The sequence below is a fragment of the Sulfurimonas sp. HSL-1716 genome, from assembly GCF_039645975.1.
GTDB classification, from domain to species: Bacteria; Campylobacterota; Campylobacteria; order Campylobacterales; family Sulfurimonadaceae; genus Hydrocurvibacter; species Hydrocurvibacter sulfurireducens.
Window position 1 is genome coordinate 1,133,352 of the sequence record NZ_CP147918.1, and the last position, 24,307, is coordinate 1,157,658.

General features: G+C 41.0%; 23 protein-coding genes. 12 read left to right on the forward strand and 11 right to left on the reverse strand.

Translation table 11 applies throughout. From position 1 onward, the window contains the following. Positions 1 to 5 precede the first annotated feature (5 nt). From WCY03_RS05855 to WCY03_RS05895, 9 genes are all read right to left on the reverse strand, one after another. On the reverse strand, positions 6 to 2,786 hold the full coding sequence (locus tag WCY03_RS05855; RefSeq protein WP_345991073.1) for a tetratricopeptide repeat protein: 2,781 nt from the start codon (positions 2,784 to 2,786) through the stop codon (positions 6 to 8). Beyond that, positions 2,786 to 3,838 (reverse strand): hypothetical protein, encoded by a 1,053-nt coding sequence (locus tag WCY03_RS05860; RefSeq protein ID WP_345991075.1) that lies wholly within the window; start codon positions 3,836 to 3,838, stop codon positions 2,786 to 2,788. The genes WCY03_RS05855 and WCY03_RS05860 overlap by 1 nt, the downstream gene beginning before the upstream one ends. Then, positions 3,822 to 6,569 (reverse strand): endo alpha-1,4 polygalactosaminidase, encoded by a 2,748-nt coding sequence (locus WCY03_RS05865; protein WP_345991077.1) that lies wholly within the window; start codon positions 6,567 to 6,569, stop codon positions 3,822 to 3,824. The genes WCY03_RS05860 and WCY03_RS05865 overlap by 17 nt, the downstream gene beginning before the upstream one ends. Then, positions 6,547 to 7,920, reverse strand: coding sequence for an exopolysaccharide Pel transporter PelG (gene pelG, locus WCY03_RS05870; RefSeq protein WP_345991079.1), 1,374 nt, complete (start codon positions 7,918 to 7,920; stop codon positions 6,547 to 6,549). The genes WCY03_RS05865 and pelG overlap by 23 nt, the downstream gene beginning before the upstream one ends. After that, the gene (pelF, locus tag WCY03_RS05875) at positions 7,920 to 9,437 is read right to left on the reverse strand and encodes a GT4 family glycosyltransferase PelF (protein WP_345991082.1); all 1,518 of its coding nucleotides are present in this window, start codon (positions 9,435 to 9,437) and stop codon (positions 7,920 to 7,922) included. Before pelF ends, pelG begins: the two co-directional genes overlap by 1 nt. Continuing rightward, positions 9,434 to 10,378, reverse strand: coding sequence for a hypothetical protein (locus WCY03_RS05880; protein ID WP_345991083.1), 945 nt, complete (start codon positions 10,376 to 10,378; stop codon positions 9,434 to 9,436). The genes pelF and WCY03_RS05880 overlap by 4 nt, the downstream gene beginning before the upstream one ends. Positions 10,379 to 10,381: 3 nt before the next feature. Beyond that, positions 10,382 to 11,650, reverse strand: a complete 1,269-nt coding sequence (locus WCY03_RS05885) for a hypothetical protein (protein WP_345991085.1) — start codon at positions 11,648 to 11,650, stop codon at positions 10,382 to 10,384. A gap of 6 nt (positions 11,651 to 11,656) precedes the next feature. Continuing rightward, on the reverse strand, positions 11,657 to 12,169 hold the full coding sequence (locus tag WCY03_RS05890; RefSeq protein WP_345991087.1) for a hypothetical protein: 513 nt from the start codon (positions 12,167 to 12,169) through the stop codon (positions 11,657 to 11,659). 110 nt (positions 12,170 to 12,279) lie between these two features. After that, positions 12,280 to 13,170: a hypothetical protein gene (locus WCY03_RS05895; protein WP_345991089.1), complete on the reverse strand. Its 891-nt coding sequence runs from the start codon at positions 13,168 to 13,170 to the stop codon at positions 12,280 to 12,282. A 96-nt stretch (positions 13,171 to 13,266) separates the two neighbouring features. On the opposite strand from WCY03_RS05895, the gene hemL reads away from it, so the two are divergent. Genes hemL through WCY03_RS05910 form a run of 3 tightly spaced genes read left to right on the forward strand, consistent with a single transcriptional unit; the run spans position 13,267 to position 15,375 of the window. Then, entirely contained in the window at positions 13,267 to 14,553 is a 1,287-nt protein-coding gene (hemL, locus tag WCY03_RS05900) for a glutamate-1-semialdehyde 2,1-aminomutase (protein ID WP_345991091.1), read from the forward strand. After that, positions 14,550 to 14,879: an AtpZ/AtpI family protein gene (locus WCY03_RS05905; RefSeq protein ID WP_345991093.1), complete on the forward strand. Its 330-nt coding sequence runs from the start codon at positions 14,550 to 14,552 to the stop codon at positions 14,877 to 14,879. Before hemL ends, WCY03_RS05905 begins: the two co-directional genes overlap by 4 nt. Continuing rightward, positions 14,863 to 15,375 carry a hypothetical protein gene (locus WCY03_RS05910; protein WP_345991095.1) on the forward strand — a complete coding sequence of 171 codons (513 nt, stop codon included), beginning with the start codon at positions 14,863 to 14,865 and terminating at the stop codon, positions 15,373 to 15,375. The genes WCY03_RS05905 and WCY03_RS05910 overlap by 17 nt, the downstream gene beginning before the upstream one ends. On the opposite strand, the gene WCY03_RS05915 is transcribed toward WCY03_RS05910, so the two are convergent. Both WCY03_RS05915 and rpoD read right to left on the reverse strand, forming a co-directional pair. After that, a complete protein-coding gene (locus WCY03_RS05915; RefSeq protein ID WP_345991096.1) occupies positions 15,365 to 16,054 on the reverse strand; it encodes a hypothetical protein in 690 nt (229 codons plus the stop codon). The two genes, WCY03_RS05910 and WCY03_RS05915, sit on opposite strands and share 11 nt — an antisense overlap. Continuing rightward, on the reverse strand, positions 16,054 to 17,931 hold the full coding sequence (gene rpoD / locus WCY03_RS05920) for an RNA polymerase sigma factor RpoD (RefSeq protein WP_345991098.1): 1,878 nt from the start codon (positions 17,929 to 17,931) through the stop codon (positions 16,054 to 16,056). The genes WCY03_RS05915 and rpoD overlap by 1 nt, the downstream gene beginning before the upstream one ends. A 184-nt stretch (positions 17,932 to 18,115) precedes the next feature. On the opposite strand from rpoD, the gene WCY03_RS05925 reads away from it, so the two are divergent. The 9 genes from WCY03_RS05925 (at position 18,116) to WCY03_RS05965 (ending at position 24,294) form a co-directional block, all read left to right on the forward strand. Next, positions 18,116 to 18,928: a flagellar hook-basal body protein gene (locus WCY03_RS05925; RefSeq protein WP_345991100.1), complete on the forward strand. Its 813-nt coding sequence runs from the start codon at positions 18,116 to 18,118 to the stop codon at positions 18,926 to 18,928. A gap of 11 nt (positions 18,929 to 18,939) precedes the next feature. Then, a complete protein-coding gene (gene flgG, locus WCY03_RS05930) occupies positions 18,940 to 19,728 on the forward strand; it encodes a flagellar basal-body rod protein FlgG (RefSeq protein ID WP_345991102.1) in 789 nt (262 codons plus the stop codon). 139 nt (positions 19,729 to 19,867) lie between these two features. Further along, positions 19,868 to 20,374: a 3-isopropylmalate dehydratase small subunit gene (locus tag WCY03_RS05935; RefSeq protein WP_345991104.1), complete on the forward strand. Its 507-nt coding sequence runs from the start codon at positions 19,868 to 19,870 to the stop codon at positions 20,372 to 20,374. Then, entirely contained in the window at positions 20,371 to 21,447 is a 1,077-nt protein-coding gene (gene leuB, locus WCY03_RS05940; protein WP_345991106.1) for a 3-isopropylmalate dehydrogenase, read from the forward strand. The genes WCY03_RS05935 and leuB overlap by 4 nt, the downstream gene beginning before the upstream one ends. Continuing rightward, positions 21,435 to 21,683 carry a tetratricopeptide repeat protein gene (locus tag WCY03_RS05945; RefSeq protein ID WP_345991108.1) on the forward strand — a complete coding sequence of 83 codons (249 nt, stop codon included), beginning with the start codon at positions 21,435 to 21,437 and terminating at the stop codon, positions 21,681 to 21,683. Before leuB ends, WCY03_RS05945 begins: the two co-directional genes overlap by 13 nt. Beyond that, complete coding sequence (locus WCY03_RS05950; RefSeq protein WP_345991110.1) at positions 21,674 to 21,976, forward strand: hypothetical protein; 303 nt, start codon at positions 21,674 to 21,676, stop codon at positions 21,974 to 21,976. Before WCY03_RS05945 ends, WCY03_RS05950 begins: the two co-directional genes overlap by 10 nt. Continuing rightward, on the forward strand, positions 21,973 to 22,809 hold the full coding sequence (gene purU / locus WCY03_RS05955) for a formyltetrahydrofolate deformylase (protein WP_345991112.1): 837 nt from the start codon (positions 21,973 to 21,975) through the stop codon (positions 22,807 to 22,809). Before WCY03_RS05950 ends, purU begins: the two co-directional genes overlap by 4 nt. Positions 22,810 to 22,817: 8 nt before the next feature. After that, on the forward strand, positions 22,818 to 23,288 hold the full coding sequence (locus tag WCY03_RS05960) for a tRNA (cytidine(34)-2'-O)-methyltransferase (protein WP_345991114.1): 471 nt from the start codon (positions 22,818 to 22,820) through the stop codon (positions 23,286 to 23,288). A gap of 346 nt (positions 23,289 to 23,634) precedes the next feature. Then, complete coding sequence (locus WCY03_RS05965; RefSeq protein WP_345991116.1) at positions 23,635 to 24,294, forward strand: S24 family peptidase; 660 nt, start codon at positions 23,635 to 23,637, stop codon at positions 24,292 to 24,294. Positions 24,295 to 24,307 lie beyond the last annotated feature (13 nt).

Here is a 24,307-nt window from a genome sequence, read left to right on the forward strand (position 1 = left end):
TTCGTTTATGGGTGCATATACATAAACTGATATCGTATAAAAAACTGCAACGTGCTGTCGGTCGAACTGTATGTCGTGTTGGAAAAGCTCGCCCCTATGACCATATGATCCTGATGAAACACTTTTCCTCCGTATCCTACATTCATGGAGATATTGCCGCTTGTGTTGAGACTGCTGTAATATGAGGAGATAGAGAAATAGGGTCTCCATACCCTTGTATATATCTCACTGTTTTGCATACCGTATCTCAGTTCCGCTCCGATGTTGTAAAAATCGTTCGGCAAGACCGTTAAGTTTCCGTTTTGAACTTCGTCTATAACACCGTGAGAAGATGCGGTCTCATTGTATGTCCCGTTATCTACATAGACGCTTACACCGATGTCCGGATAGCCGTTTCTGTACTGTTTGCTTAAAGAAATTCTGGCATAATCCCCGTATCCGATATCGACATCGTCTTGAGATAAGAAACGGTTTCTTTCATACAGCATCTCCAAAGATGTCGAATCCAAGATGCTCCACGTTAAACCCGCACTCAGCATATCTTTTTTCCCTGCAGCTGAGAGCTGTGCCGTGTCATCTGCGTTCATGTTCTTTTCTAGCATAACATTGGCCTGAAGATCGGTGCTGATGCGTGAATGTGCCGAGATGCCGTATACGGGATAGCTTTTAAGAAAGGCTTTATAGCCTCCGTGAACCTGTATGTATGATCTGTCAAATCTTTTTCTAAGCGCCGCATCTCCCTCTATCGTATCGGCTTTTAGATGATCCAGAGTATCCGTATCCAAAGAGCTGTTGTTAAAATAGCCTGCCGAAGTATAAAGATCCCAGCCTCCGGGAATATAAGTGCGATTTCCAAGTTTTACGTATTTTTGCAGCAGCGGTTTTCTGCTGTAGTAAGAGAACTCGGAATCAAACTGGTCGCCTCTTTGTTTTGAGAGCTCTATTTGCTGTATATAGGCATCCTGATTAAAACCGTTCTTGTCGAGCATATCGTAATTTAACGACTGCGCAAGAGATATCTGCCCGTCGTCTCTTGCGGCGGCAGTGGTATCTGTTTGGGTCTGTCTGTTCAAGTCTTCGTCTATGATGTTTTCTATATTCGTATGGTTTTGAAAGAGCACGGCATCGTTGAATCTCATCCACAACTCTCTGTTTGCGATCTTGTTGTATATCCTATGGCTTTTCTCATTCGCATTGTTTCTTGTCGCCCAATTATACGATATCTCATCGTAATCTTTGGATGTCAAATATCTTTTGGCGAAATGCAGGTCTTTTTCAAATTTGTCCGCATCGATCACAGGCATCGCCGCATTGAGATATGAGACCCAGAATTCGTTTGTAGAGGTTATTTCAGGATGCATAGAGGCTCGCATGCTCATATCTTTTAGTATCTCTTTTAATTTTTTGATATATCCGCCTTCGTTGTTTTGGCTTTGATAGATATATGCCTGTAAAAATTTAAAATCGGTAGTACCGGTAAGGCTTTTGTGAGTGTCTATGACTTTTTTCATATAATAATCGGCATTGTCTACTTCGTTGAATTGATAGTATGCAGATGCAAAAGGGATATAAAAAACGGACTCGACATCTCCTTTGTCTTCGATGTTATGGATCATCTCTTTAAGCTCTTTATTCATCTCATGGTCAAGATAGAACCAAAATACGTTCAGTTGGACGTCTAGATTGTTTTTGCCTAAAACAAGCGCTTTGTTCAGGGCTTCTTGCGCCAAAAAACGCTTATTGAAATGAAGATACACGTCGGCTTTGATTATCCAATAATTCGCTTCGTTTTTTATCGCATCGTCCGAATCGTCTATCTTTTTAATCGCAGCTTGAAGTTTTTCGTATTCGTTCAACCTTATGGCACTGTTGGCAAAACTATAAAAGAGGTATGAGAGCTTATATTTCGAGTATGCATCGCCTGCAGTTTTTGAGCCAAGTGCCGGATTAACGGTTTCATACACCTGCATTACCCTTACATAATCCGTCAGTCTAGCCTTGTCGCTTTGTATCAAAAAGGCCGAAGCTTCCGTAGCCGTTTTATAATCTTGCATATACCAGCTGAGATCGCTAAGCAGCTGATAATATCTTGTATTTGCCGGATCAGGAGTCGTTTTTATCAGTAAAAGAGCATTGTACGATGCTTTTAGATCTTTTTTTAAATAATAGTAATACGACAGCAGGGTGGCATTTTGAACGGTATAGAGTTTCTGCTTTTCTATGATATTTACGATTTTTTGAGCCGAATAAAGATCTCCCGTATCGAGATAAAGCTGCAATTCCTGCGTAAGCAGAACAGTTTTAGTTTTATCTTTTTTATACTCTTGTGCTAAGATAGTCGCCGCTTTTTCGGGAGTTCCCAGACTATTTTCCACAAAGATCATCATCTTTATGTTTTTTTCGTTCGGGTCTGTTTTGGCTCTTTGTACGACAAGGTCTTCTATCTGCTGGTATTGGTACATGCTCAAACCGTAGTCGATGATCTCGTCTCTGAGTTTTGGATTATGGGTTTTTTTATAGAGATCCATTTCGTACTTCACCGCTTCTTGCGGACGATTCGTCCATTTTGCCGTGTCGATTATCTTTTTGTTCCAAAAGATGGATCTTGGATATTTTTTGTACCCTATAAGGGCGACTTTATACGCGTTTTCGGTATCTCCTTTATAGAGAAAGGATTGGACCATCAGTTTTAGTTCTTCATCTTTGTATGTCTTGAAGCTATCGATAGCCGTCTCTTTGGAGTATAGTGCCGAGAAAAATATGATTGTTAACAGTAAAATACGCATCATCTTCTCTTTTGTGTTAATATTTTTTTAGACAGATCATTGGCTTTTTGCAGATCATTGGCGGCAAGATAGAGCTTAAGCAAAAACACTCTCACTTCTGCGTCGCCGAGATAACGATTTTCATACCTGTGTCCAAGCGAAACGGCATCTTTCATAAAGTTGCCGGCCTGCAAAGATTTCAGGGCTTGCAAAAAGTAACTTTTTTTAGCGCTGCTTGCATGGGAGTTTTTATAAAGCTGCATATATGTCTGCGAAGCTTCTTTATAGTTTTCCGTCGCAAGGTAGAACTCAGCCAGCTTTTCTCCCCATAGCGATGACCTTTGCGCCTGAACCTTTAAAAACTCTTCTGCATCTTTGAGATTGTTTTTTTTCATATAGTAGTTGTATTCCGCCAGGATCCAGCTATCACGGTTTTTGATATCTTTGTTCTGCAGTGAATTGAGATTGTAGAGCACCTCAGGTCCATAATCTAATCTGTCCGCCAGATAATAAGCATCTCGAATAAGTTTAATATCGTCGGGGGTATAGGAAATTTTCTCTTTTAAAAGCCTGTAGGTATACTTTGGCATCTCAAGAAAAAAAGATTCTTTATAAAACTTATCGAGGGTCTCTTTCGTATAATAGACATTATCGACGATATTTTTGAACAGATCCCGCATATCCTCTTTGATCCTGCTCTTTTCTTCTGCATTTTTTACGATGTAATAATCCTCTTTGGCGAGTTTATAGCTTAAAAGATTGGCATTTTTCTTTATCTCCGGGTTCTTGCTGCTGCAAAGAGGCTTTAACAGTCCGTAAGACGCTTTGAGCTTTCCGGATTTATAGTTGTTGTTTGCCACAAGCATGATCAGCGATTCGTTTGAAGGGTCTTGTCTTAACATGTTTTGTAGGTATATCATGTTGAGATCGTTATTTGAAGTATCTTGAAGTATCTGCTCTTTTAAGAGATTTTTCGGATACAAAACAAATAATACAACGCTAAAAGCTATAAAGATAAGAATGATCTCTTTATATGTCGCAACATATACTTTTTCATCATCTGCAAGAAACATCTATCGTCGCCTCCTTCGTATTTTTGTAAGTCAAGTAAACTTCCTCGTTATGTATTTTTCTGCTCGTTTCAACAGGAATGGACGTAATTTTACATTTTTTCGGTACGTTGAAATGCAGTTTCAAATCCATATATCCTTTAAAGAGGAGCTGACCTTTTTTATTTTTAACCATTTTCGCATTCGCATCTATGAGGTAGGGCAGATCCTGCTTTTTAGTCGATACGTCCAGCATCTGGGTGTTTGAATCATCTAAATGATAGTATGTATGATCCTCAAAGTGTTTAAATCCTAAAACTCCTTTCGAATTTTTAAGGTCAGCGGTATACCCCCGCTTTTCAAGTCTTAGGGTATGAAGATGTTTCATTCCCGCAAAAAGCCATTCATTCCCCTCATTGGCGATAGAGGCCGTATAATAATCCATCGCTTTTAGGATGTATTGCGAAGTGAAGATAGGAAATACGTCTTGTTTCGTGGCCCAGTCAAAAACATCTTTAAGAGCGTTTAGAGAAGCTCTTTTTTCGCCTGAAAAGAGATGAAAATAGATATCTATTGGTTTAAAGCGGCGAGGGGAGTTAGTAAGTTTGAACGTCTGTATCGCTTTTTTATATCCCCAAAACGGACCGTTCCAATTGTTCGTGTAGACATTTTCATTTTGAGCGCCGGTATATATTTGATAGTAATCTCCCCGCTCCAGGCCCAGAGGTGCTATTAAAGACTGCCAAGGAGCGGAGTTTGATATCGTGGTATCACCGCCGTTAATGTTTAAGAGGCCGTGTCTGTATACATAGTCCAGCACGTCTTCGGGCGGTATGCACTCTCCCGTCCAGTAGATGGTTCTTGCCCTAAGATCCGAAGGTTTGTTTTTTGGCATGAGCTGGGTATTTATATAGTTTAAAGAACCGAGGATCTCTCTGTCGATGGAAAAATCATAGCCGGGTACATTGAGCCTGTATTTTGCTTCAAGATCGCCGTCTTTAATCTTCCCCCAAAAAAACGGATGACTAAAAGTGTGTGAAGCGCCTTCTATATTTGAAAGAGCATATATTTTCTTTGCTATTTTTACGAGTTTTTGTGATATTTTCGGATACAAACCGTCAGGTTCTACTTCCGCTCCGATTATAGAGACCGAGATAGGTATTTTGTACTTTGTAAAGATGTTTTCATACAGTGATTCTCCGGAGAACATGGAAGGATTCCATTCGGCTATGTTCATGATGCCGTCACCGTCTGCATGGGAAAAAAGGATCCTGTCTCCGTTTTCCGTCGTAGTATCGGGAACGATCAATGGCTTTAGATCCAATGCTTCTGCAAAGAATTTGAACGGATCTATTACCCAGATATTATCGGTATCGAGTTCAGTCATAAAACCACTTCCAAGGGCATATCCTCCCCATGGCGTGATAGCGGCCGTTGTAGAGATGTTTCCGTTTGCGTCTTCTACACGCAGCAGAGGTTTCGCGTTCTTTGGACTTACATAGTATTCTATCTCTTTTGGTACCGCCATCTCAAAGCCCATCATCTTGTCCTGAAACACGATTTTGTTCTTTTGAAGGCTGCGGGTTATATTTTCCGTTACTTTGATCCCCAGAGGGTTTAAAATGTTTTGAGTGAGCTCTATACCAAAGCTGTCCGCAAAGACGATTTTTATACCGATTTTTTTCAAATCGGCGGCCCATTTTATGAGCTCATCGGGTTTTTTGTAGTATTCCGAAAGCCATACTATCACCCCTGCGTACCGGCTCATCTCTTGGAGTTTTGGCAATCCCTCTTTGCTGACGTTGCGAAGCTGCTGTATATATCCCATATATTCAAGCGGCAAAGCGCCGTATTGGTGGGCAGACTGGTTGATTCTGTCATGTTGGCTTTCATCGATCAGAGTCAATATTTCTCTCTTTAAAGCATTTTTTGATGATCTTCCGTATATATTCAGGTCCCTGTTCGAGACGTACGGTATAAGACCGTGTGTTTTGATCTTTTGAACAAGCGTATCGGCCTTATCCATCTCGTCAAAGGGAAGGTAATCGACCGCGATAACGTCAAGACCGTAGCTTTTTACTTTTTTTATCTGTTTGTCCAGCCATTTTCTTTCTGCATCTGAGACCTTTGCATATCCGAGATTTTTGTTCTCTATCCCGCGGTAATATGATTCGAACAGCACGGCCTGTATGCTGTTGTGAACTTTATCTATGATATTAAAGCCGCGGTTTATGATCAGTTTTGCTTTTGGATATCTTTCGTGAAACTTGTTTATAAAAGATACGAGAGCATTTTCATAGGCTTTGTCTTCTTTTTCTGTTTTGACGGCGAGGCGATACGAATCCAGAGTATCGAAGAAGAAGTTTTCAAACCCTCTGGCTGCTTCCGGTTTTATCACCTTGTCAAAGAGAAACTCTTGATAATTGGGATCTTTTATATCCATGACCTTTGAGTTCCATGCTTTGTTGTCGGCAAGCATCCAGGATTTCTCTGCCTGCGCATACTCTTTTGCATCTTTATCGATCTCGCCTATGCTCACATAAGCGTACATCTTGTCTTTATAGACGCTAAAGCCGTGGCTGTAGGTGTTTATGTTGTCCGGCTGGACGATTATATAGTCATGGACACCTACCATGGGATATGAAATATTCTCGCCGTAATATAAAACGGCGCTTTTGTCCTGAAGCGACGCATAGGCGAAGTTAAACAGCAAAAACAGAGCTATGATGATTTTATTGCAGCATAAATGTTTCATAATCCAATCCGTCCAATTCATTTCTGATAACGATCAAACTCGCTATAAAGACTATAAGCAAAGACACCGTATATCCGTATCCAAACATCGTAGGACCCACATATATGGAAGCCAAAGTTAAAACAGTGTTCAAGACGAAAAATGCGATACTCAGCCACATTGCGATCGCTCTTCTGTCCAAATAATAAAGTATTGCCAAAATCGACATAAATGCCAACTGCAGCATAGCACCTATGGTCAGAATATAAAGCAACCCTAGATACAGATGCGGAATATTGAGCATCTTAAACAGGGTGGGAACAGTCAAAAACAAAAAGATATCGATGATCCCCTGAATCATAATGATCTCGTGAATGGCGTGGCGTACGGTTCTTATCATATCGTTTTTGTATCTTTGTATGAGCCCGAGCGTACCGCCGTTTCTTACGGCATCGTAATAGAGATCGTATTTTTCCGAAAAGTTGACCTCAAGACGATAGAAGAACACGGCCATTCCTGGCAGAATAGAAAGATATGCCAAAAAGATAGGTATGTCATAGACTATCGATGCGTGTAGTTTTCCTATGACTTCCGTTCCCGTTAAAGGGTGATACCAGAAGATAAACTTATCTACCCAAGAACCAAGGTTGTAAGCCAGTCCGGCAATACCCAAAGACCAGTAGAAATTGGGTTTAAAAAAGAAGTTCACCTTCATAAAGAGTGTCGAATTGTACGATTTAATAATGATGGTCATCAGGATGGTAAACAGGGTGGCATTACCCGTCAAGAAGATAAAAAGAAGACTTTCGACGTTTTTGCCGTACAGGTATGAAAACACGACAATCAGCGCATAAGAGATAAAATACGCCGATACCACACGTTTATAAAGCTTTATACTCGCCGCTAGAATACTGGATATCCACACGCCGCAGAGTATTAAAAACGTAGCTATGACACTGATAAGGAAAAACGGACTCTGACCTTTGAACACCCACAAAACTGCAGGGATAATCAGCGGCAGACCGAGCAGCCATGATATAAATATCGCACCGAAGTACGAAGGAACGATCTCCTCCTCTTTTTTTTCAAAGATAAGATCTGCTATATATCTTGTAAAAGGCAGCTGAATGATACCCGTTATGATAAGACTCGATGCCAAAGCAATAGCGTAGGTGATTACGATCTGAAACCGCGCGACTTCGCTGAAGCTTTCAAGATTTACTATGTTTACGAACCCGACCAAAAAGATGGCTATGATAGAGATGACCCAAGGGCCGGCACTCAGTATTGCGGATTCACCGTATACTTTTACCAAAGATAAAAGACTGTCTTTTTTTAAGATCCTTTTTAATTCAAAACCTATTCCCGCCATTATAAACTCTCTTTTTTATTGATTAGATTCATGTATATCTCATGATACTCTTTTAAAAATATCTCTTGGCTGTAATATTTTTCGACTCTCCTTAGTGCGATATCACCGGCTTTTTTTCTTGCCTCTTCATCCGTTAAAAAGCGGATATAGTGTTTTGCAAGCTCACCGGGATTGGCTATGGATGTTATTGCACCTGCTAAACCCAATTCTCTGTCTTCATCGTTCAATCCGCCTTCGATGAGATTTTTACAGCTTCCGACATCCGTTGCGACACATGGTATCCCTGCGGCGAACCCTTCTAAAATGACCAAAGGCATACCCTCGCTTATGGATGTAAGCGTCAAAAGAGTGGAGTGGGGCAATATCTCTTTGATATTTCTAAAGCCTAAAAATCTCATATTGTTCGTCAAACCCAAAGATTCTATCATATGCTCACATTCCGTGAAATACTCCTTATCTTCATCGGTCGGTCCGACTATCCATGCCTCGACATCTGGAATCTGGTTTACGGTGATCCTCATCGCACGTATGAAGGTTTTTATATCTTTTATTGAGACGACCCTTCCAATCAGGCTGATAACCGGTTTTTGATCCTTTTGTTTCTCTTTCATGACGGCCTGAATCGCGTCTACGTCGACACCGTTTGGCAAAACTCTTGTTTTTCGTGCGTCTGCACCCAAAGCTATCTGTATGTTTTGTGCTTCGGGATAAAGAGAGAGAATGATATCCGCTTTTTCATATGCGAACTCACCGATGATCCTGAAGAATTCGATCCACATCTTTTTGATGTAATTGAACTCTTCTGGCTGTTTTAAAAGAGCCGGTTTTTTAAAATCGATCCATTCGGCAGAGAGCATGTCTATCTTACGCTCTCTGGTATATATTCCATGTTCTGTCAAAACCAGCCCCGTATCCCGATCGTAAGAGGCAAGAGCGCCTAAAAAGCCGGCATATCCGGTGGAAGGAGCGTGCAGAATCTTCATATCTGGAAAATGTTTTACGATTTTTGCAAGCGTCCATACGGGTTTGTGTATATCTCTCAACGTCCAGAAATAATCTATAAAAGAGACATCGGGAGCATTTTTAAAGTAGATCTTGTTTATGAACTCCCATGACTTCTTAGAATATAAAAAGTCTTCAAAAGTCATATCTTGAAGATAAAAATCGATATTTTTTATCTCCTTTGGAATCTCTATGGATTTGTCTTTAAAAGATGCATAAAGATTCTCTATCGTCTCAAAAGCTTTTTCGTCACCTTTTATTCTTTTGACCTCTGGAGTGTTCTCTTCAAACAGATAATGGACTTCAAGATGCACGAGATTGTCGGGCAGCTCATATTTCAACCCGCCGTAATCACTCTCAACAGATCCTAAAAAACATATCCCGAACCTGATATCCTTCATTCCCTCAAGTATCTGTGCGATCCATGAAGAGACTCCGCCTCCGATATAAGGGTATGTTCCCTCTGCCAAGAGCATTACGTCGACACTGCTGCTTTTGCGGATATATTTTGTCATGACGATACTCTCCACTGCTCGACTATAGGATAGAGCTTGTTGTTAAGATCCAGATCTTGAGCATTTTTTAAGATGGATTTGACCTTCTCGTAATCACCGGAGATAAAGTTGATCTCCGCTAAATACGGCATCACGTAGTTAAGTTTTTCTTCGCTGAACTTCTCTGCTAGCGTAAACTGCAGTTCGGCGTTGACGTAATCTTTCTTAAACATATAAACGCGGCCGAGCAAAACATATAGTTTAGGGTCTTCAAAATAGACTTCCAAAGCTTTATCTATATAGTTCACGACCTCTTTTAGAAGATACTCTACCAAAGAGTCGTCTGAAAGTTCGTAATATATCATCTCCCAGTATAAAAACGCCAAATCTTTTGCAATAGAAGCTTTTGTCTTTACATCCTCGGACGATTTAAGCGATTCGAGCAGCCTGTATATCTTCCCGTTTAGCTCTCTTTCCGTTTTGTCGATGATCGCAAAACCGTAGAGTCTTACTTCGTCATCACTGCTGATGAGGGTGTTTTTGATTATGTGCATATTTCCCTGAGACATATTGTCTGAGAGCGAAGCAAGTGCTTTTATCTTTTTTTCGGTCGGTACGTATCTGTTTAAAAGCATATCTTGAACCGAACCTTCACCAAACTCTCTGTGTATGTTGATAAAGTTGTATTCGAACTCTTCAAGATCCAAAAGAGTGGTCTTTTTTATCTTTTGGGTATAGGTTCCGTTTTTCAAATAGTACGAGATCCACAAAGAGGAGATATAGCCGATGACCGGCATAGAAAAGTTGAACAATAGAAAAAAGACGAAACTTTGGATCCTTGAACTGGAGAACCTCGATTTGAGATATAACGAGCTTCCGATTGCGATAAGCAGGCTGATTCCCAGATGCCAAAAGAAAAGATAGAGTAAAAGATTTACGTCATTTGCTGGTAGAGTCTGCATGATCTAGCCATTACTGATATATTTATCATAAAGATCTATCTGTCCATATCCGAAAGTGATATGTTCAAACTGATCCTCTTGGATATCGTTCATATTCGTCAATAAACGGTTTATGAATCCTGTCGTTACAGACCTGTGCCCTAACGGGAAAAGGATAGAGATGAAAAAAACCTCCTTGTGTTTTATAAGAGTGGCTATATCCAAAGACCTTAGAAGCTTGTCGATTGTTTCGAACATCCTTGTAGCGAGCAGCTCGTTATCTACCTTTATGACCAAAGTGGTAGAGTCTATCTTATTGAACTTGTAAAGTTCGTACAGACGGAAATATTCATATCTATACTCTTTATCTAAGATCGCCTGCAGTCTGTCATCTTCGAGCAGAATGTTCTCTTTTTTTATCTCGTTGAAAAAATATTCCGTTAATATCGCTATTGAGGTCAGGTTTTCTCTGTTAAAAGACATAAAAGGCATCTTCTCTATCAGCAAAAGTCCGACGATTTTTTCTCTTTGTAAAGCAGGGATGACGGCTAGATATCTGCTTTGCTTGATATTATCGTCACTTACAAAGACGGGTTTGTTTGTTTCCATGGATTTTTGTATCAACTGGTCGTTTAAATCCAGACTGTTTGACGCATCCTCAGATCTTGCAGCGATAGCAAAGTTTTCGCCACTCTCTTTTAACGCTATGGAACCGCTGCCTATATTGAACGATTTTTCCAAAAATTTCAAAAAGTTGTTGATCTTATATTCGTCATCTCCGCCCGTCTCTTTTATATGCATAATAGAGTTACGAAGACTCATGGGTTTTGTCACGTAGTTTTTTTCAAGCTGGTCATGCGATATCTTTAATGTATAAAATGCGCGTGAAAGCTCGTTTAGCTTTATATCCCTGTATTCTGAATCCGCTTCGGCTTCACGTATCTTTTTGCTCCAGTAGTAATGAAACTCGCTTAGGATAAGCACCATCATAAGCGTTGTCAAAAATTGGACATAATTGAACGACGGATAAAAATACCACATTGCAAGTGCAATGATGCCGATTCCGAGCATTCCGCTTTCAAATCCATGAAAAAGCGTTATTATGGACAGCAGGATCAGTATATAGGGAAACTGACCGTTTAAAATACATATATCTTTCGGGTTTAGGAGGTAACCTATAAGCAGGTATGCCGATACGAGTAAAACCGTTTCGAGATATGCATAATAATGCAGCTTTTTCACGAATTGGGACAGCGTAAAGTCGTCCCGGATGCGTTTTTGTTCAACTTTCAAAGCTTTTTAATCCTCTATCATCGACTCAATCAATTTTTGAGCTGTTGTACCTACCGAAGCATTTCCCCAGTCACTGTCGGATGCTGTCGAACTCCAGATAACTCTTGAACTTTTTGTTTCGTATAAAACACATTTAAGACTGACCGCAGGTTCGCCGTCAATACCTGTTTTATATCTCCATTCGCTTACTCCGCCGTACAGGAAATATTTTGAATTGTCTTTTAATGCAGCTGCCCGCATCTCTTCAAAACTTTTTTCCCCGTCTTGTATATGACTGACGACTCTATATCCGCTTGCGATCAGTACTCCGTCTATAATATTTGAGGCTCTCATTCCCGCTCTTGGAGTGTCGGTGTAGTTTTTAAGAGCAAATACGGAGATCGAGACATCGCCTCTTGTCGTACTGTTTGTATCTGCATATATGCTAGAGAGCTTTGCTTTTGTTTGAATGCTTGTAGAGCATCCGACACTCATCAAGAGTATTGACGTGTAAAACAGACTTTTAAAGATGGCTTTCATTTGTTCAACTCCACGAATTTAGATTTATTGAACATTATAGCACTATTTAAAATTAAACTTTCCTTAATCTTCCTGTCTTGTTTTATTAGAAAAATTCATAATTGAATCTTTTAGTATCCTCTTAAGTAGTATCCGACTTTATAGCGTATGAGTGTTTTTTGTGCAGGTCTTGGATATTTGCTGTAAGCATACTCTATGGTTTCTTTCGTCGTATCGTCGAGTATGTAGAATCCGCTTTTTTTGATAAATCTGAAATCCGTCATATCACCGTTAGGATGAAGATAAAACTCTATGATATTGATTCTGTTGACACGCAGATCGTTTGGAATGTTTACACGGCCGACCCTGTTTAAGACCTGCTGGGTGATCCTTCTCATTATCTCTGTATTGTCCAGTATATATTTCTGCTCGCCGGCGCTAAGCTCACCGAACTCGGAACCATACAGCTCTTTTATGTCTTGATTGATCTCGCTGCTTCTGCGCGTCTGTTTTGTGTTTGATCCCTTTTCCCCGTCCGGAACCTCTTTTGAAAGAAATGAATAGAGTTTTGAATGCTTTTTGGTCTCTTTCTTTTTAATGACCGTCTTGTTTTCATCATTTGATCTTGCGACTTCTATGAACGGTTTTTTAGGAAGAGGCGCTGGAGCTTTGGGTTTAAATACCGTCTTATGTACCGGCTTTTCCGGTTTGTTTATCGTGATCTTGTGAACCTCTTTGACGGTTTTTTTCGGAACATATTTCTTAAAAGGTTTTTGAACTATTTTTTTCAGCTGCTTCCCTTTTGGCATAGGAGGAGCGATATCGGGTTCTTTTTTCTTTATGAGTCCGGCATCTTTTTTTTCTATCGGTTTTGGAAGCTCTTTTAACGAGATTTTGATCCTGTTCTCTTTTTGCTTTTCATGGCTTATAATGTGTATGTTTCTTGCCAACAGGATAAATATCAAGATAAGCAAAAGATGAAACAGGGATGCTATTAAAAATGCTGCAGTGGAACGGTTCAAAAACTACCTCTAGTATTATTTATACCATTATAACAAAACAACATTAACACTAATTGGATATAATTACAAAAATAGATAAGTTTAAGGTTTTGTTTTATGAGTATAGAAAAGTCTGTAAAGGCATTTGCCGAAGCACAAAAATTGATTCCCGGAGGCGTAAATTCTCCCGTACGTGCATTTAAAGGAGTAGGAGGAACACCTCGTTTCATCTCATCGGGAGAGGGCGGGTACATAGTCGACATCGACGGCAATAAATATGTAGATTACGTACAAAGCTGGGGACCGCTGATATTCGGACATAGAAATGAAGAGATTGAAAATGCGGTCATCGAAGCCGTGAAACATGGACTAAGCTTCGGTGCTCCGACCGAAGCAGAGACCGAGCTGGCGTCTTTGGTCATCTCTTTTTTTGATTCGGTGGACAAAGTCCGTTTTGTCAGCAGCGGCACGGAAGCCGTGATGAGTGCTATCCGCCTTGCCCGCGGTTTTACGGGGCGTGACGATATCGTTAAGTTCACAGGCTGCTACCATGGACACAGCGATTCTCTTTTAGTGCAGGCAGGCAGCGGCGCGGCAACATTTGGCAACCCTAGCTCTCCGGGTGTTCCTGCTGATTTTACAAAACATACTCTGCTGGCTACATACAACGACATTCAAAGCGTCAAAAAATGTTTTCAGGACAGCGACGGGATCGCCTGTGTCATCATCGAACCGATCGCGGGAAATATGGGTTTAGTTCCTGCGGATAAAGAGTTCTTGGCCGAACTAAGAAAACTTTGCGATGAAAACGGTGCTCTTCTTATTTTTGACGAGGTGATGAGCGGATTTCGCGCATCCATTAACGGAGCCGAGTCTCTTAGCGGCATTAAACCCGATATCATCACTTTAGGCAAGGTTATCGGAGGAGGTATGCCTGTCGGTGCTTTCGGCGGACGTGCCGATGTCATGTCTCAACTCTCACCGGAAGGTCCGGTATATCAAGCCGGAACGCTCAGCGGAAATCCTGTTGCCATGGCTGCAGGCCTTGCCGCATTGACAAAGCTCAAGACGCACGCAAGGGTTATGGACACCCTGCATGCAAGAGCCGCGCGCCTGGTCGAAGGGATGAAAGAGATGGCTTCAAAACACGGCATCCCTCTTCAGATCGATTCAAGAGGATCGATGTTTGGGTTTTTCTTTAATAAAAATGAGGTTAAGAACTTTGACGATGCATTGAAATCCGACCTGGAGATGTTTGCCAAATTTCACGCCGCAATGCTAGAGGAGGGCTTCTATTTTGCCTGCTCGCAGTTTGAAACAGGCTTTATCTCGACAGCTACGACGGATACGATGATTGAAGACACGATCCAAGCTTGCGACAGGGTGTTTGGACGCATTAAATGAACGAAGAAGAAAGAAAACCGCGTTTAAAACCGATCATAGAAGGGGCTGAGAGCTTGTCTCTTGGCATCTCCATAGTGGTCGCCGTACTTATAGGTGTGGCTTTTGGATTCGGCTTAAAACATGTGTTTAATGTCGAATGGGTATTTTGGATCGGGGTTTTTATAGGGATCGCTGCTGCCGTCTTGAACGTATATAAAGCATATTCAAAGCAGTATAAAGAGTTTGAAAAACTGGCTCAAGAACCTAGATACAAATACAAAAAACAGCTGGAAGAGGAAGAATACAAGGAAGACGACGACGAGGATTACGGTGAAAAAAACTATTAGTCTTCTTCTGTTTACCGAACTTTTTGTCTTAGCTTCAAATCTTATCTCGTACAAGTTTTTTTTAAATGCACAGATAGCGTTTTTAAGCGCTTTTTTTATTTTGCTCGGCTCTATGTATTCATATAAGCGATTGGTCGAAAAAAGAGTAGAAGCGGGTGCATACGGCGATGACGACAGAGACGAGATCGATAAGATAGACGATCCTTACGATCTTTATGATGAGAATGAAGATGCCGTACTAGAGACCAAAGATATCAAAGCCGTTATCAAAGAGGAAAAGAAACGCTTAAAAGCGAACGGTTTTAAAAACACGAAAATAGCTTCGGGCGCGACCATATCTCTCTTTAGGATCATACCGTACGTGTTTTTGGTCTTCGGTTTTATCGGACTGCAGAACAATCAGAACCTTCTTCTTTTCCCATATCTTCTCTTTTTGCTCGCAGGAGTAGCGGTGGGGTTCTTTACGGGAAGAAAGCTTTTTTTGTCTAGTCTGTGATAAGCGGGATGTTTAGAGAGATATAGTTCTCTTTTATCTCTGCTGAGACGCTGTTTTGATCCGCAAGCTGTTCAATCGACGAAGACTTCGAGAGATCAACGCTCGGTGAACTTATCATAATCGTAAAGAGCGAATATTTCTTGTTATCGAACTTTATATGCTCTCCGATCCTAAAAAAGAGCTTTGTCGTTATCTCGTCATTGTTTATACAGGCAGAATATATTCTGTTTAAGAGTTTTATGAAAAGATTGGTGTTCAGCCTTACATCGGGTATGGACGGGTCCAGATCTTTTAAAAAGGTGGCATTGGAGTTGATCGAGTTGCTGCTAATGCACAGATCAATGAGCGTATAGACATTGACTATCTCGCCGCTGTCTATCTTCGGTTTTGAAAAATGATACGAAGGGATCTGGTAAAGGCGTATGCCAAGCTGGTCTTCATTCTCGTAGCCGACCGTAATGCCGAAGAACTTATATCTGCCAAACTCCAGATCCATAAAAGTCGTTTTAAATCCGAATGTCTGGCTTGCATGAAGTGTTGCGATCTCAAAAATTGTCGCCGTGTTCGAACTGCCGAGCAGAAACTGCGCCTCGGCATTAAGCGAAAGGATCTTGCCCGAAGAGTCAAAAAGGATGAACGGATTGAAATCGTATTCTATCCATTGTTGTTCAAACGTCATTATTCCTCTATATAATTTTTGAGTTTACGACCCACTTTAGGGTGTTTCAGCTTTTTAATAGCACTGGATTCTATCTGACGAACGCGCTCACGGGTAACGCTCAGCTCTTTTCCGATCTCTTCAAGAGTTCTATCGCTTTCATCGTCCATAATACCAAAGCGTAGCTTGATAACGGCTTTTTCACGTTCGTTCAGCTGTTCCAAGACACTTTCGATCTGGATGCGCAGGTCATCTTTTAAAGTTACGTCAGACGGCGAGAGAGATGTTTTGTCTTCGATAAAATCTCCAAAACGGCCGTCGTCTTCGTTTCCTATCGGCGCTTCGAGGCTGATAGGCTCTTTTGTGATTTTGATGACGTTTTTGACCTTTTCTACGGAGAGGCCGACCTCTTTTGCAATGATCTCTACATCCGGCTCGCGTCCATGCTCTTGAAGATGTTTACGCATGATCTTGTTGATACGGTTGATGGTTTCTATCATATGGATCGGTATACGGATGGTTCTCGCCTGATCCGCAATAGCACGCGAGATCGCTTGGCGGATCCACCATGTCGCATAGGTCGAAAACTTATAACCCTTTTTGTACTCGAACTTGTCGACCGCTTTCATAAGACCGATATTTCCCTCTTGAATGAGGTCAAGGAAAGGAAGCCCTCTGTTTGTGTAACGTTTTGCGATGGAGACGACCAGACGGAGATTCGATTTTGCCATACGGGTCTTAGATATCTCGGAGATGTTTTTACCGCGCTTTATCTGCTCCAAGATGTCTGCAAGTTTATCCGGCTCCATATTGAAACTGTCTTTTGAAGCTTCTTTGGTCTGGATAAGCTTTTTGATCTCTACATAAGTGCTTACCATAGTTGCTTCTGGGACCATTGCCGTGATATCCTCTTTTGAAAGATCACAGATTTTGTCGAGTATCTTTTTATGGTTGTCTTTTAACGTATCGTTAAAAAGCGGAAGTTTATACTCCAGACGTCTTAACTCTTTATCAAAGCCTTCATCGCTTTTTAAAGCCGTTTCCATTGATTTTACAAGTTCGTTGATAAGCTTGGAAGTAGGGCCGAGATCTAAAAGTTTCTCTTTTAGTATAGATTTCTTAAATGTTGCCGTAAGCATCAAAAGGACAAGCTCTTCGCTTAGTTCGTCACTATTTAGCTCCAGTACTTTGTCTGCGGCTTTTACCCAGTCTTTTTTTGCTTTTTCCAAAGCCTTAAAGCTGAATACGACCTTTTCTACACGCTTTTTGTCTTTCGCGGAAAAAGTTTTTTCACCGTTATCTTCATCCATATCCTCATTATCATCGTCGTTATCGTTATCGTCGTCGTTATCGTCGTCCTCTTTCTCATCTTCAAAGCTTTTAAAAAGCTCTTTGACGCGTCTTTCTCTGTTAATAAGAGGTTCTTTATAGTCCAGAATGAAATCTATCAGGTACGGGACGGAACAGATGGCGTCGATGATAATGCTCTCGCCTATCTCTATCTTTTTAGAGATCTCAATCTCTTCATCTTTGGTTAAAAGAGGAATCTGTCCCATCTCTCTTAGGTACATCCTGACGGGAGAATCAGAACGGGACCATTCTAAAAGTTCATGCTCTTTTAAGATATCGAATGAATCTGATTCATTGTTCTCGAGCATTTTTATTTGAGCGCTTCTCTTTGCTTCTGCTTCTTTGTCGTTAAGCATTTTCGCATGTTCAGACGAAGTGTAGAGACACTTATCGTGTTTCGTTGCTAATTTATAAATATTCTTAGCTTGAGCAGATGTGGGCTGTTTTTCAAGTAACTTTATAATTGATTCGTAGGTAACGCACTCTTGTGTAGATTTTTTTTCAATAAATAAATCCTCAAGTGCCTTGGTTAGTTCTTTTGCAGTCATATAAAAATGCTCCGAAGTATCTTTTATCTTTTTTTAACTTTATAATTAATAAAAGGAGTGGATTATACCGAGATTTTATTAAAACCTACCTTATGGCTAAAAAAATTTATAAAAAAAACAGTTCGAAAAAATTGGAACACTAAATGCTACGAGAGATGCAAAGTTCAGTAATGAGGATGCATGGATGCAAGCAGGATATTACAACGCAGCAGCCGGAATGGTCACCCAGTTCAATCGTCTCGACACTATTGCAAATAATTTGGCGAATGTAAATACCGCCGGATATAAAGAGGACGGCTTGGTCACGGGTGATTTTATGAGGCTTTATAAAGAGGCCAGGGACAATCTGCCAAACGAAGACAATTCCAAAGACGCCGCCAAGTTTTTAAACAGAACGTTAAGCAGAGCACCGCAGATCGTTGATTCTTACACAAATCAAAATGTCGGAACTATGCAAAAAACCGATAATACGTTTGATTTTGCTTTATCTCAAGAGGGGTTGTTCTTTGTCGTTAAGACTCCCAACGGGAACCGTCTGACGCGTGACGGAAGTTTTACTACGAGCAATGACGGTAAACTTGTTACAAAACAGGGATTTGAAGTTCTGGGAAGCGACGGTAAGCCCATAGAGATAGATCAGCAAGACGGCATCATACATGTCGATAAGAACGGAAAGTTTTCGGTAAACGTGCCGGGAACCCTTAATTTTGCGGAAAGACAGAACTTGTATATAGCGGCTCCCGACAATCTGAAGAAACTTCAAAAAGAGGGAAGCAATCTTTATAAATACGACGAAGGCGATCCCTTGAAGCCGCAGACACAAACTGCGTCAGTACAGCAGGGCTTTATTGAAAAAAGCAATGTCAATGCGGTAAATATGATGGTCAAGATGATAGAAACGAACCGACTGGTCGGGATGTATCAAAAGGTCATGGATACTCAAATGAACGATCTCAACCAAGACGCTATAACTAAATTAGCGGCTACTAAAGCTTAAAGGATAAGATTATGATGCAATCACTATATATCGGTTCTACCGGAATGCTTGGTATGCAGACACAGATAGATACCACTGCGAACAATATAGCCAACGTCAATACGATTGGATTTAAAAAATCTCGTGCAGAATTTGCCGATTTGATGTACAAGACAATGGAATATGCGGGAACGTCAACAAGTGACACGACCAAATCCCCGACAGGTATAGAAGTCGGTCTTGGTGTGCGTCCTACTGCAATCAACAAAATCTTTACGGAGGGGAATCTAAAACAGACCGATAATCAGCTTGACATGGCTGTAACCGGACGCGGATTCTTTAAAGTCGAACTTCCAGACGGGACTGAAGCCTATACGAAAAACGGTGCGTTTAAGATCGATGAAAACGGGAGCATAGTAAACTCCGACGGGTATAAGCTTATTCCTGAAGTGGTTATTCCGGCGGATGCCACGAACGTTACGATAGGGGTGGACGGGATCGTTACCGTTACTCAGCCGGGACAAACGACCGCAACGCAGATCGGTCAGATCAACCTCACCAATTTTATCAATCCTGCGGGTCTTCACTCCACGGGAGACAACCTGTATCTTGAAACAGACAGTTCGGGACAGCCTGTAGAGGGGACTCCTGGCGTCGACGGTCTTGGAACCATAAGACAGGGGTTCGTTGAACTGAGTAACGTGCAGCTGGTCGTCGAACTTACGGATCTTATCACGGGACAAAGAGCTTATGATTCAAGTTCAAAGATAATTACTACAAGTGACGAAATGCTTCAGACGGTCAACGGTCTGAAACGATAAACACCGTAGAACAGGCTGATATGAAATAATATCAGCCTACTCATCTGAAAGAATAGACTCTTTCCTCTTCTTGTTTTATATAACTCCAATCTCCTTTTGGCTATAATCACACTTATTTTTAAAATATTTAGGAAGATATATGCAAACAATTAATGCTAAAACATGGAAATTCGGCAAAGATATAGATACCGATCTAATCATAGCCGCCAGATACCTGAATACATCCGATCCAAAAGAACTTGCAAAACATGTGATGGAAGACGCCGATCCGGATTTTGTAAATAAAATGAGCGCGGGAGACATAATAGTCGCCGATGAGAACTTTGGATGCGGTTCATCCAGAGAACACGCTCCCATCGCTTTAAAAGCTGCAGGTATCGCTGCTGTGATTGCTCCTACTTTTGCACGTATTTTTTATAGAAACGCCTTTAATATGGGACTTCCGATATTTGAACTTCCCCAAGCGAACGAGATTAATGAAGGCGATGAAGTCAGCATAGATATGAACAACGGAACGATCACGAACAAAACGACTTCAAAAACTTATAAATTTACGCCGATACCGGAATTTATGCAAAAACTTATCAATGCAGGCGGACTTATGAGTTTTGCCGAAGAAGAGATTGCAGCACAGGAGGCAAAATGAAAAAATACAAAATCGCACTGATCAAAGGTGACGGCATCGGTCCTGAGATCATCGAAGAAGCGGTAAAAGTCCTGGATGCCGTAGCATCGACGGAAGATTTTGAGATCATATACGAAGAACTTTTGATGGGCGGATGCGCGTATGACGCTACGGGAGATCCTCTTCCTAACGAAACCATTACGGGTTCACTAAACAGCGATGCGGTTCTTTTCGGCGCTATCGGCGGAGAGAAATGGGATACGCTTCCAAGAGAAAAACGCCCCGAAAGCGGACTTTTAAGATTTAGAAAAGAGCTCGGTGTATATGCCAATCTTCGCCCTGCCGTCGTCTATGACGAACTTGTCAATGCCTCTTCACTCAAAACAGAGATCGTCAAAGGCGTCGATCTTATGGTTGTACGTGAACTTATCGGCGGTATCTATTTTGGTGAACCGAAGGGTCGTGACGAAAACAAGGGTTACAACACGATGGTATATACTCGTGAAGAGATAACAAGAATCGCTCATCAGGCTTTTAAGATCGCCATGACTCGCGATAAACGCGTTTGTTCGATCGATAAGGCAAACGTACTTGACGTTTCTCAACTTTGGCGCGATGTCGTTACCGAAGTCTCAAAAGAGTATCCGGAAGTTGAACTTTCCCATATGTACGTCGATAATGCGGCGATGCAGCTTGTCCGCAACCCGAAACAGTTTGACGTGATGCTTACGGGAAATATTTTCGGTGATATTTTGAGTGACGAAGCAAGTATGATCTGCGGGTCGATCGGATTGCTCCCTTCGGCTTCGGTAGGAAACAAAATAGGAGTTTATGAGCCTATCCACGGTTCTGCACCGGATATTGCCGGTCAGGGGATCGCCAATCCGATAGCTACCATTGCAAGCGCTTCCATGATGCTTCGTTACGCTCTTGGAGAACACAGAGCCGCGGCGAAGATAGACATGGGTATAAAACAGGCGCTCAGCGAAGGGTACCGTACGAAAGATTTAGCGCAGTTCGATGCCAAAGAGGTCTGTTCTACCAGTGAAATGGGCTCTATCATTGCCAATTACGCCGTAAAATGCAAACTTTAACATTAGCAAACATATATGAGCTTCAAGGCTTGAAAGACGAAGCACTTGAGATATATAAAGAGATCCTGAAAAAAGACCCGTCCAATACCGATGCCAAGATAGCCGTTCGCAGACTTTCGGGTATGAGAAAAAGATTTCTCGGCGTTAACAAAGAGATGAAAGAGTTCTTTGTCAAGATGGAGGACAAGGTAGAATTTCACGAGTTTGAAAGGTGGTTATTAAAGTCATGGAACTAAAAGACGTTATACTCAGTACATTAGCAGAACTGGATGATATAGAAACAGCGGCAGCACCAGCAGAATCTAAGATCGAAGCTCCGAACAATAAACCAAAGCAGTTCGGTACAAGTGACGAAAAGTTGTATCTGCAAAGTATTCAGGAAAGACTTCTCGTTTTGTTTGAGGGATTTCAGTCGCCGAACAACTCGAATATAGAAGCAAAAGTAGATCTGACCTTGAACTTTTTAGAATATCTTCTGGCAAGTATAGAAAACCGAATAAGTCTGATAGACAATAAAGAGAAGAAATGAAGCAATACAGAGTTTTAATCGATGCACCTGACGAAAAAGGTCTTGTATACAAGATATCTTCGATCTTTTTCAAATATAACCTAAATATACTCTCAAACAATGAATTCGTCGATAAGGTAAACAGTAAATTTTTTATGCGCAGCGTCGTCGTAGGTGACGTTGAAGAAAAAGACCTGCATGATGCATTAGTAGAGATACTTCCCAAAAAAGTAAACGTCGAAGTGATTACGCCCGGTAAAAAGAACATCGTTATCATGGCTACAAAAGAATCACATGCTCTCGGTGACATTCTTATGCGATACGAAGCCAATGAGCTGGATGCCAATATTTTAGCCGTAATATCGAATTATGACGACCTAAGAGGCCTTGTAGAAAAATTCGATATCGAGTACCATTCTGTTTTTCACGACGGACTTGACCGCGCCGAACATGAGAGCAAAGTCCTGGAACTGCTTTTAAAATTCGAAAATATCGATTATATCGTTTTGGCTAAATATATGAGGATCCTGACGCCGAGGTTTGTAGAAGAGTACAGCAATAAGATCATCAATATCCATCACTCTTTCTTGCCTGCTTTCATAGGGGCCAATCCGTATAAACAAGCTTATGACAGAGGCGTAAAAATCATCGGTGCCACGGCCCACTTCGTTAACAACAACCTTGACGAAGGGCCGATCATAGCACAGGATATAAGACATATCGACCACGCATTCGGATGGAGAGATATGCAACGCTTAGGCAAGGATGTTGAAAAGATCGTCTTGTCACGCGCACTGAAACTTGCTCTTGAAGACCGCATATTCGTATATGCAAACAAAACAGTTATCTTCTAAGGGCAACCGTGTTCAATATAGTGTTAGTGACTCCCCAGATCCCAAACAATACGGGTACGATAGGCAGATTATGCGTAAATACAGGCTCGTCGCTTCATCTGATAAAGCCTCTTGGCTTTGATATAAGCGAAAAAGCAGTCCGCAGGGCAGGGCTTGATTATTGGAACAAACTGGATCTGCATGTGTGGGAAGATCTGGATGATTTCTTTAACGGTACCGAGATATCAAAAAACGTACATTTTGCGACGACAAAGACGGACAAACCCTATTTTAATGCAGATTTCAAGGTAGGTGATTATATATTTTTCGGCAGCGAAACCGCAGGCTTGCCTCAAGATCTGCTGGATAAATTTGCAGATAGGAACATAACCATCCCTATGACAAAAGAGGGAAGAAGCCTCAATCTTGCAGTCAGTACGGGTATAATCCTGTACGAAGCGATAAAACAAAACTTTACCGACTATAAGGAGTTAATGTGAATTTTACGGATGGTATCGTACTTACCGCTTTTGTACTTTTTATGATTTTTATTTTTAAAGGCTATCACCAAAGTAAATTGGAACAAAGAGAAAAGAACAAAAAAAGAGAAGAGTAACTTTTTAAAAAAATATGTCGGCTATCTTTTCAAGTTTTATCTCCAACAGTTCAAATATAGTTTCTACTCTTTTTATCATGATATACATATCGAATCCTTTTTCTTAGAATATGCCAAATTGTAAAGAAAAAAGATCTCTTCAGCATAAAATATTGCATTTTGTCATATAATTATAAAATAAATTGTTATTGGTCTACTATATAGGTATCAAATAAAGCAGGAGGATTACTATGAAAAGCTTTATGGAGATAGTTGAAGAGATAAAAGATATCGTCTCTCAGGAGATTCCCGGAAAAAAGGTATTTGACAAGGATATCGCCGATGTGCTCGGTATCACGCAGATGAATTTTGCCACTATGAAAAAAAGAGATAAGATCCCTTTTGCGGAGCTTTTGGATTTCTGTGCATCAAAATCCATATCTATAAACTGGCTTTTGTACGGACAGGCACCGGAAAGTCTGGTCGAGACCACAAACCGTTTTTACATGATCAGATATTTTAGCGATATAAGTGCATCCGCAGGAGGCGGAAGCGACAACGACAATGAAGAGTATGAAAGTCTGGAACTTTCGGAGAATTTTATAGATATCTTGGGAGGAACGAACGAACTCAAGAATATAGAGGCGATAAAAGTAAGCGGCGATTCGATGGAGCCGACTTTCTCATATGACGACATAGTCTTTATAAACCGCCAGAAAACCGAGCTTTCCCGCGGCGGTGTTTTTGTGATCAGAACAGAGCACGGTTTGTTTATAAAACGGATCAGTAAAAGAATAGACGGAAAAATAGATATAATTTCGGATAATAAAGAATATTCGAAAATGACTCTTTACCCTCAAGAGATAGAGTTGATCGGCAGAGTCGTCGGAAAATTCGGGACCGTCGACTAAGATTTATACGTAA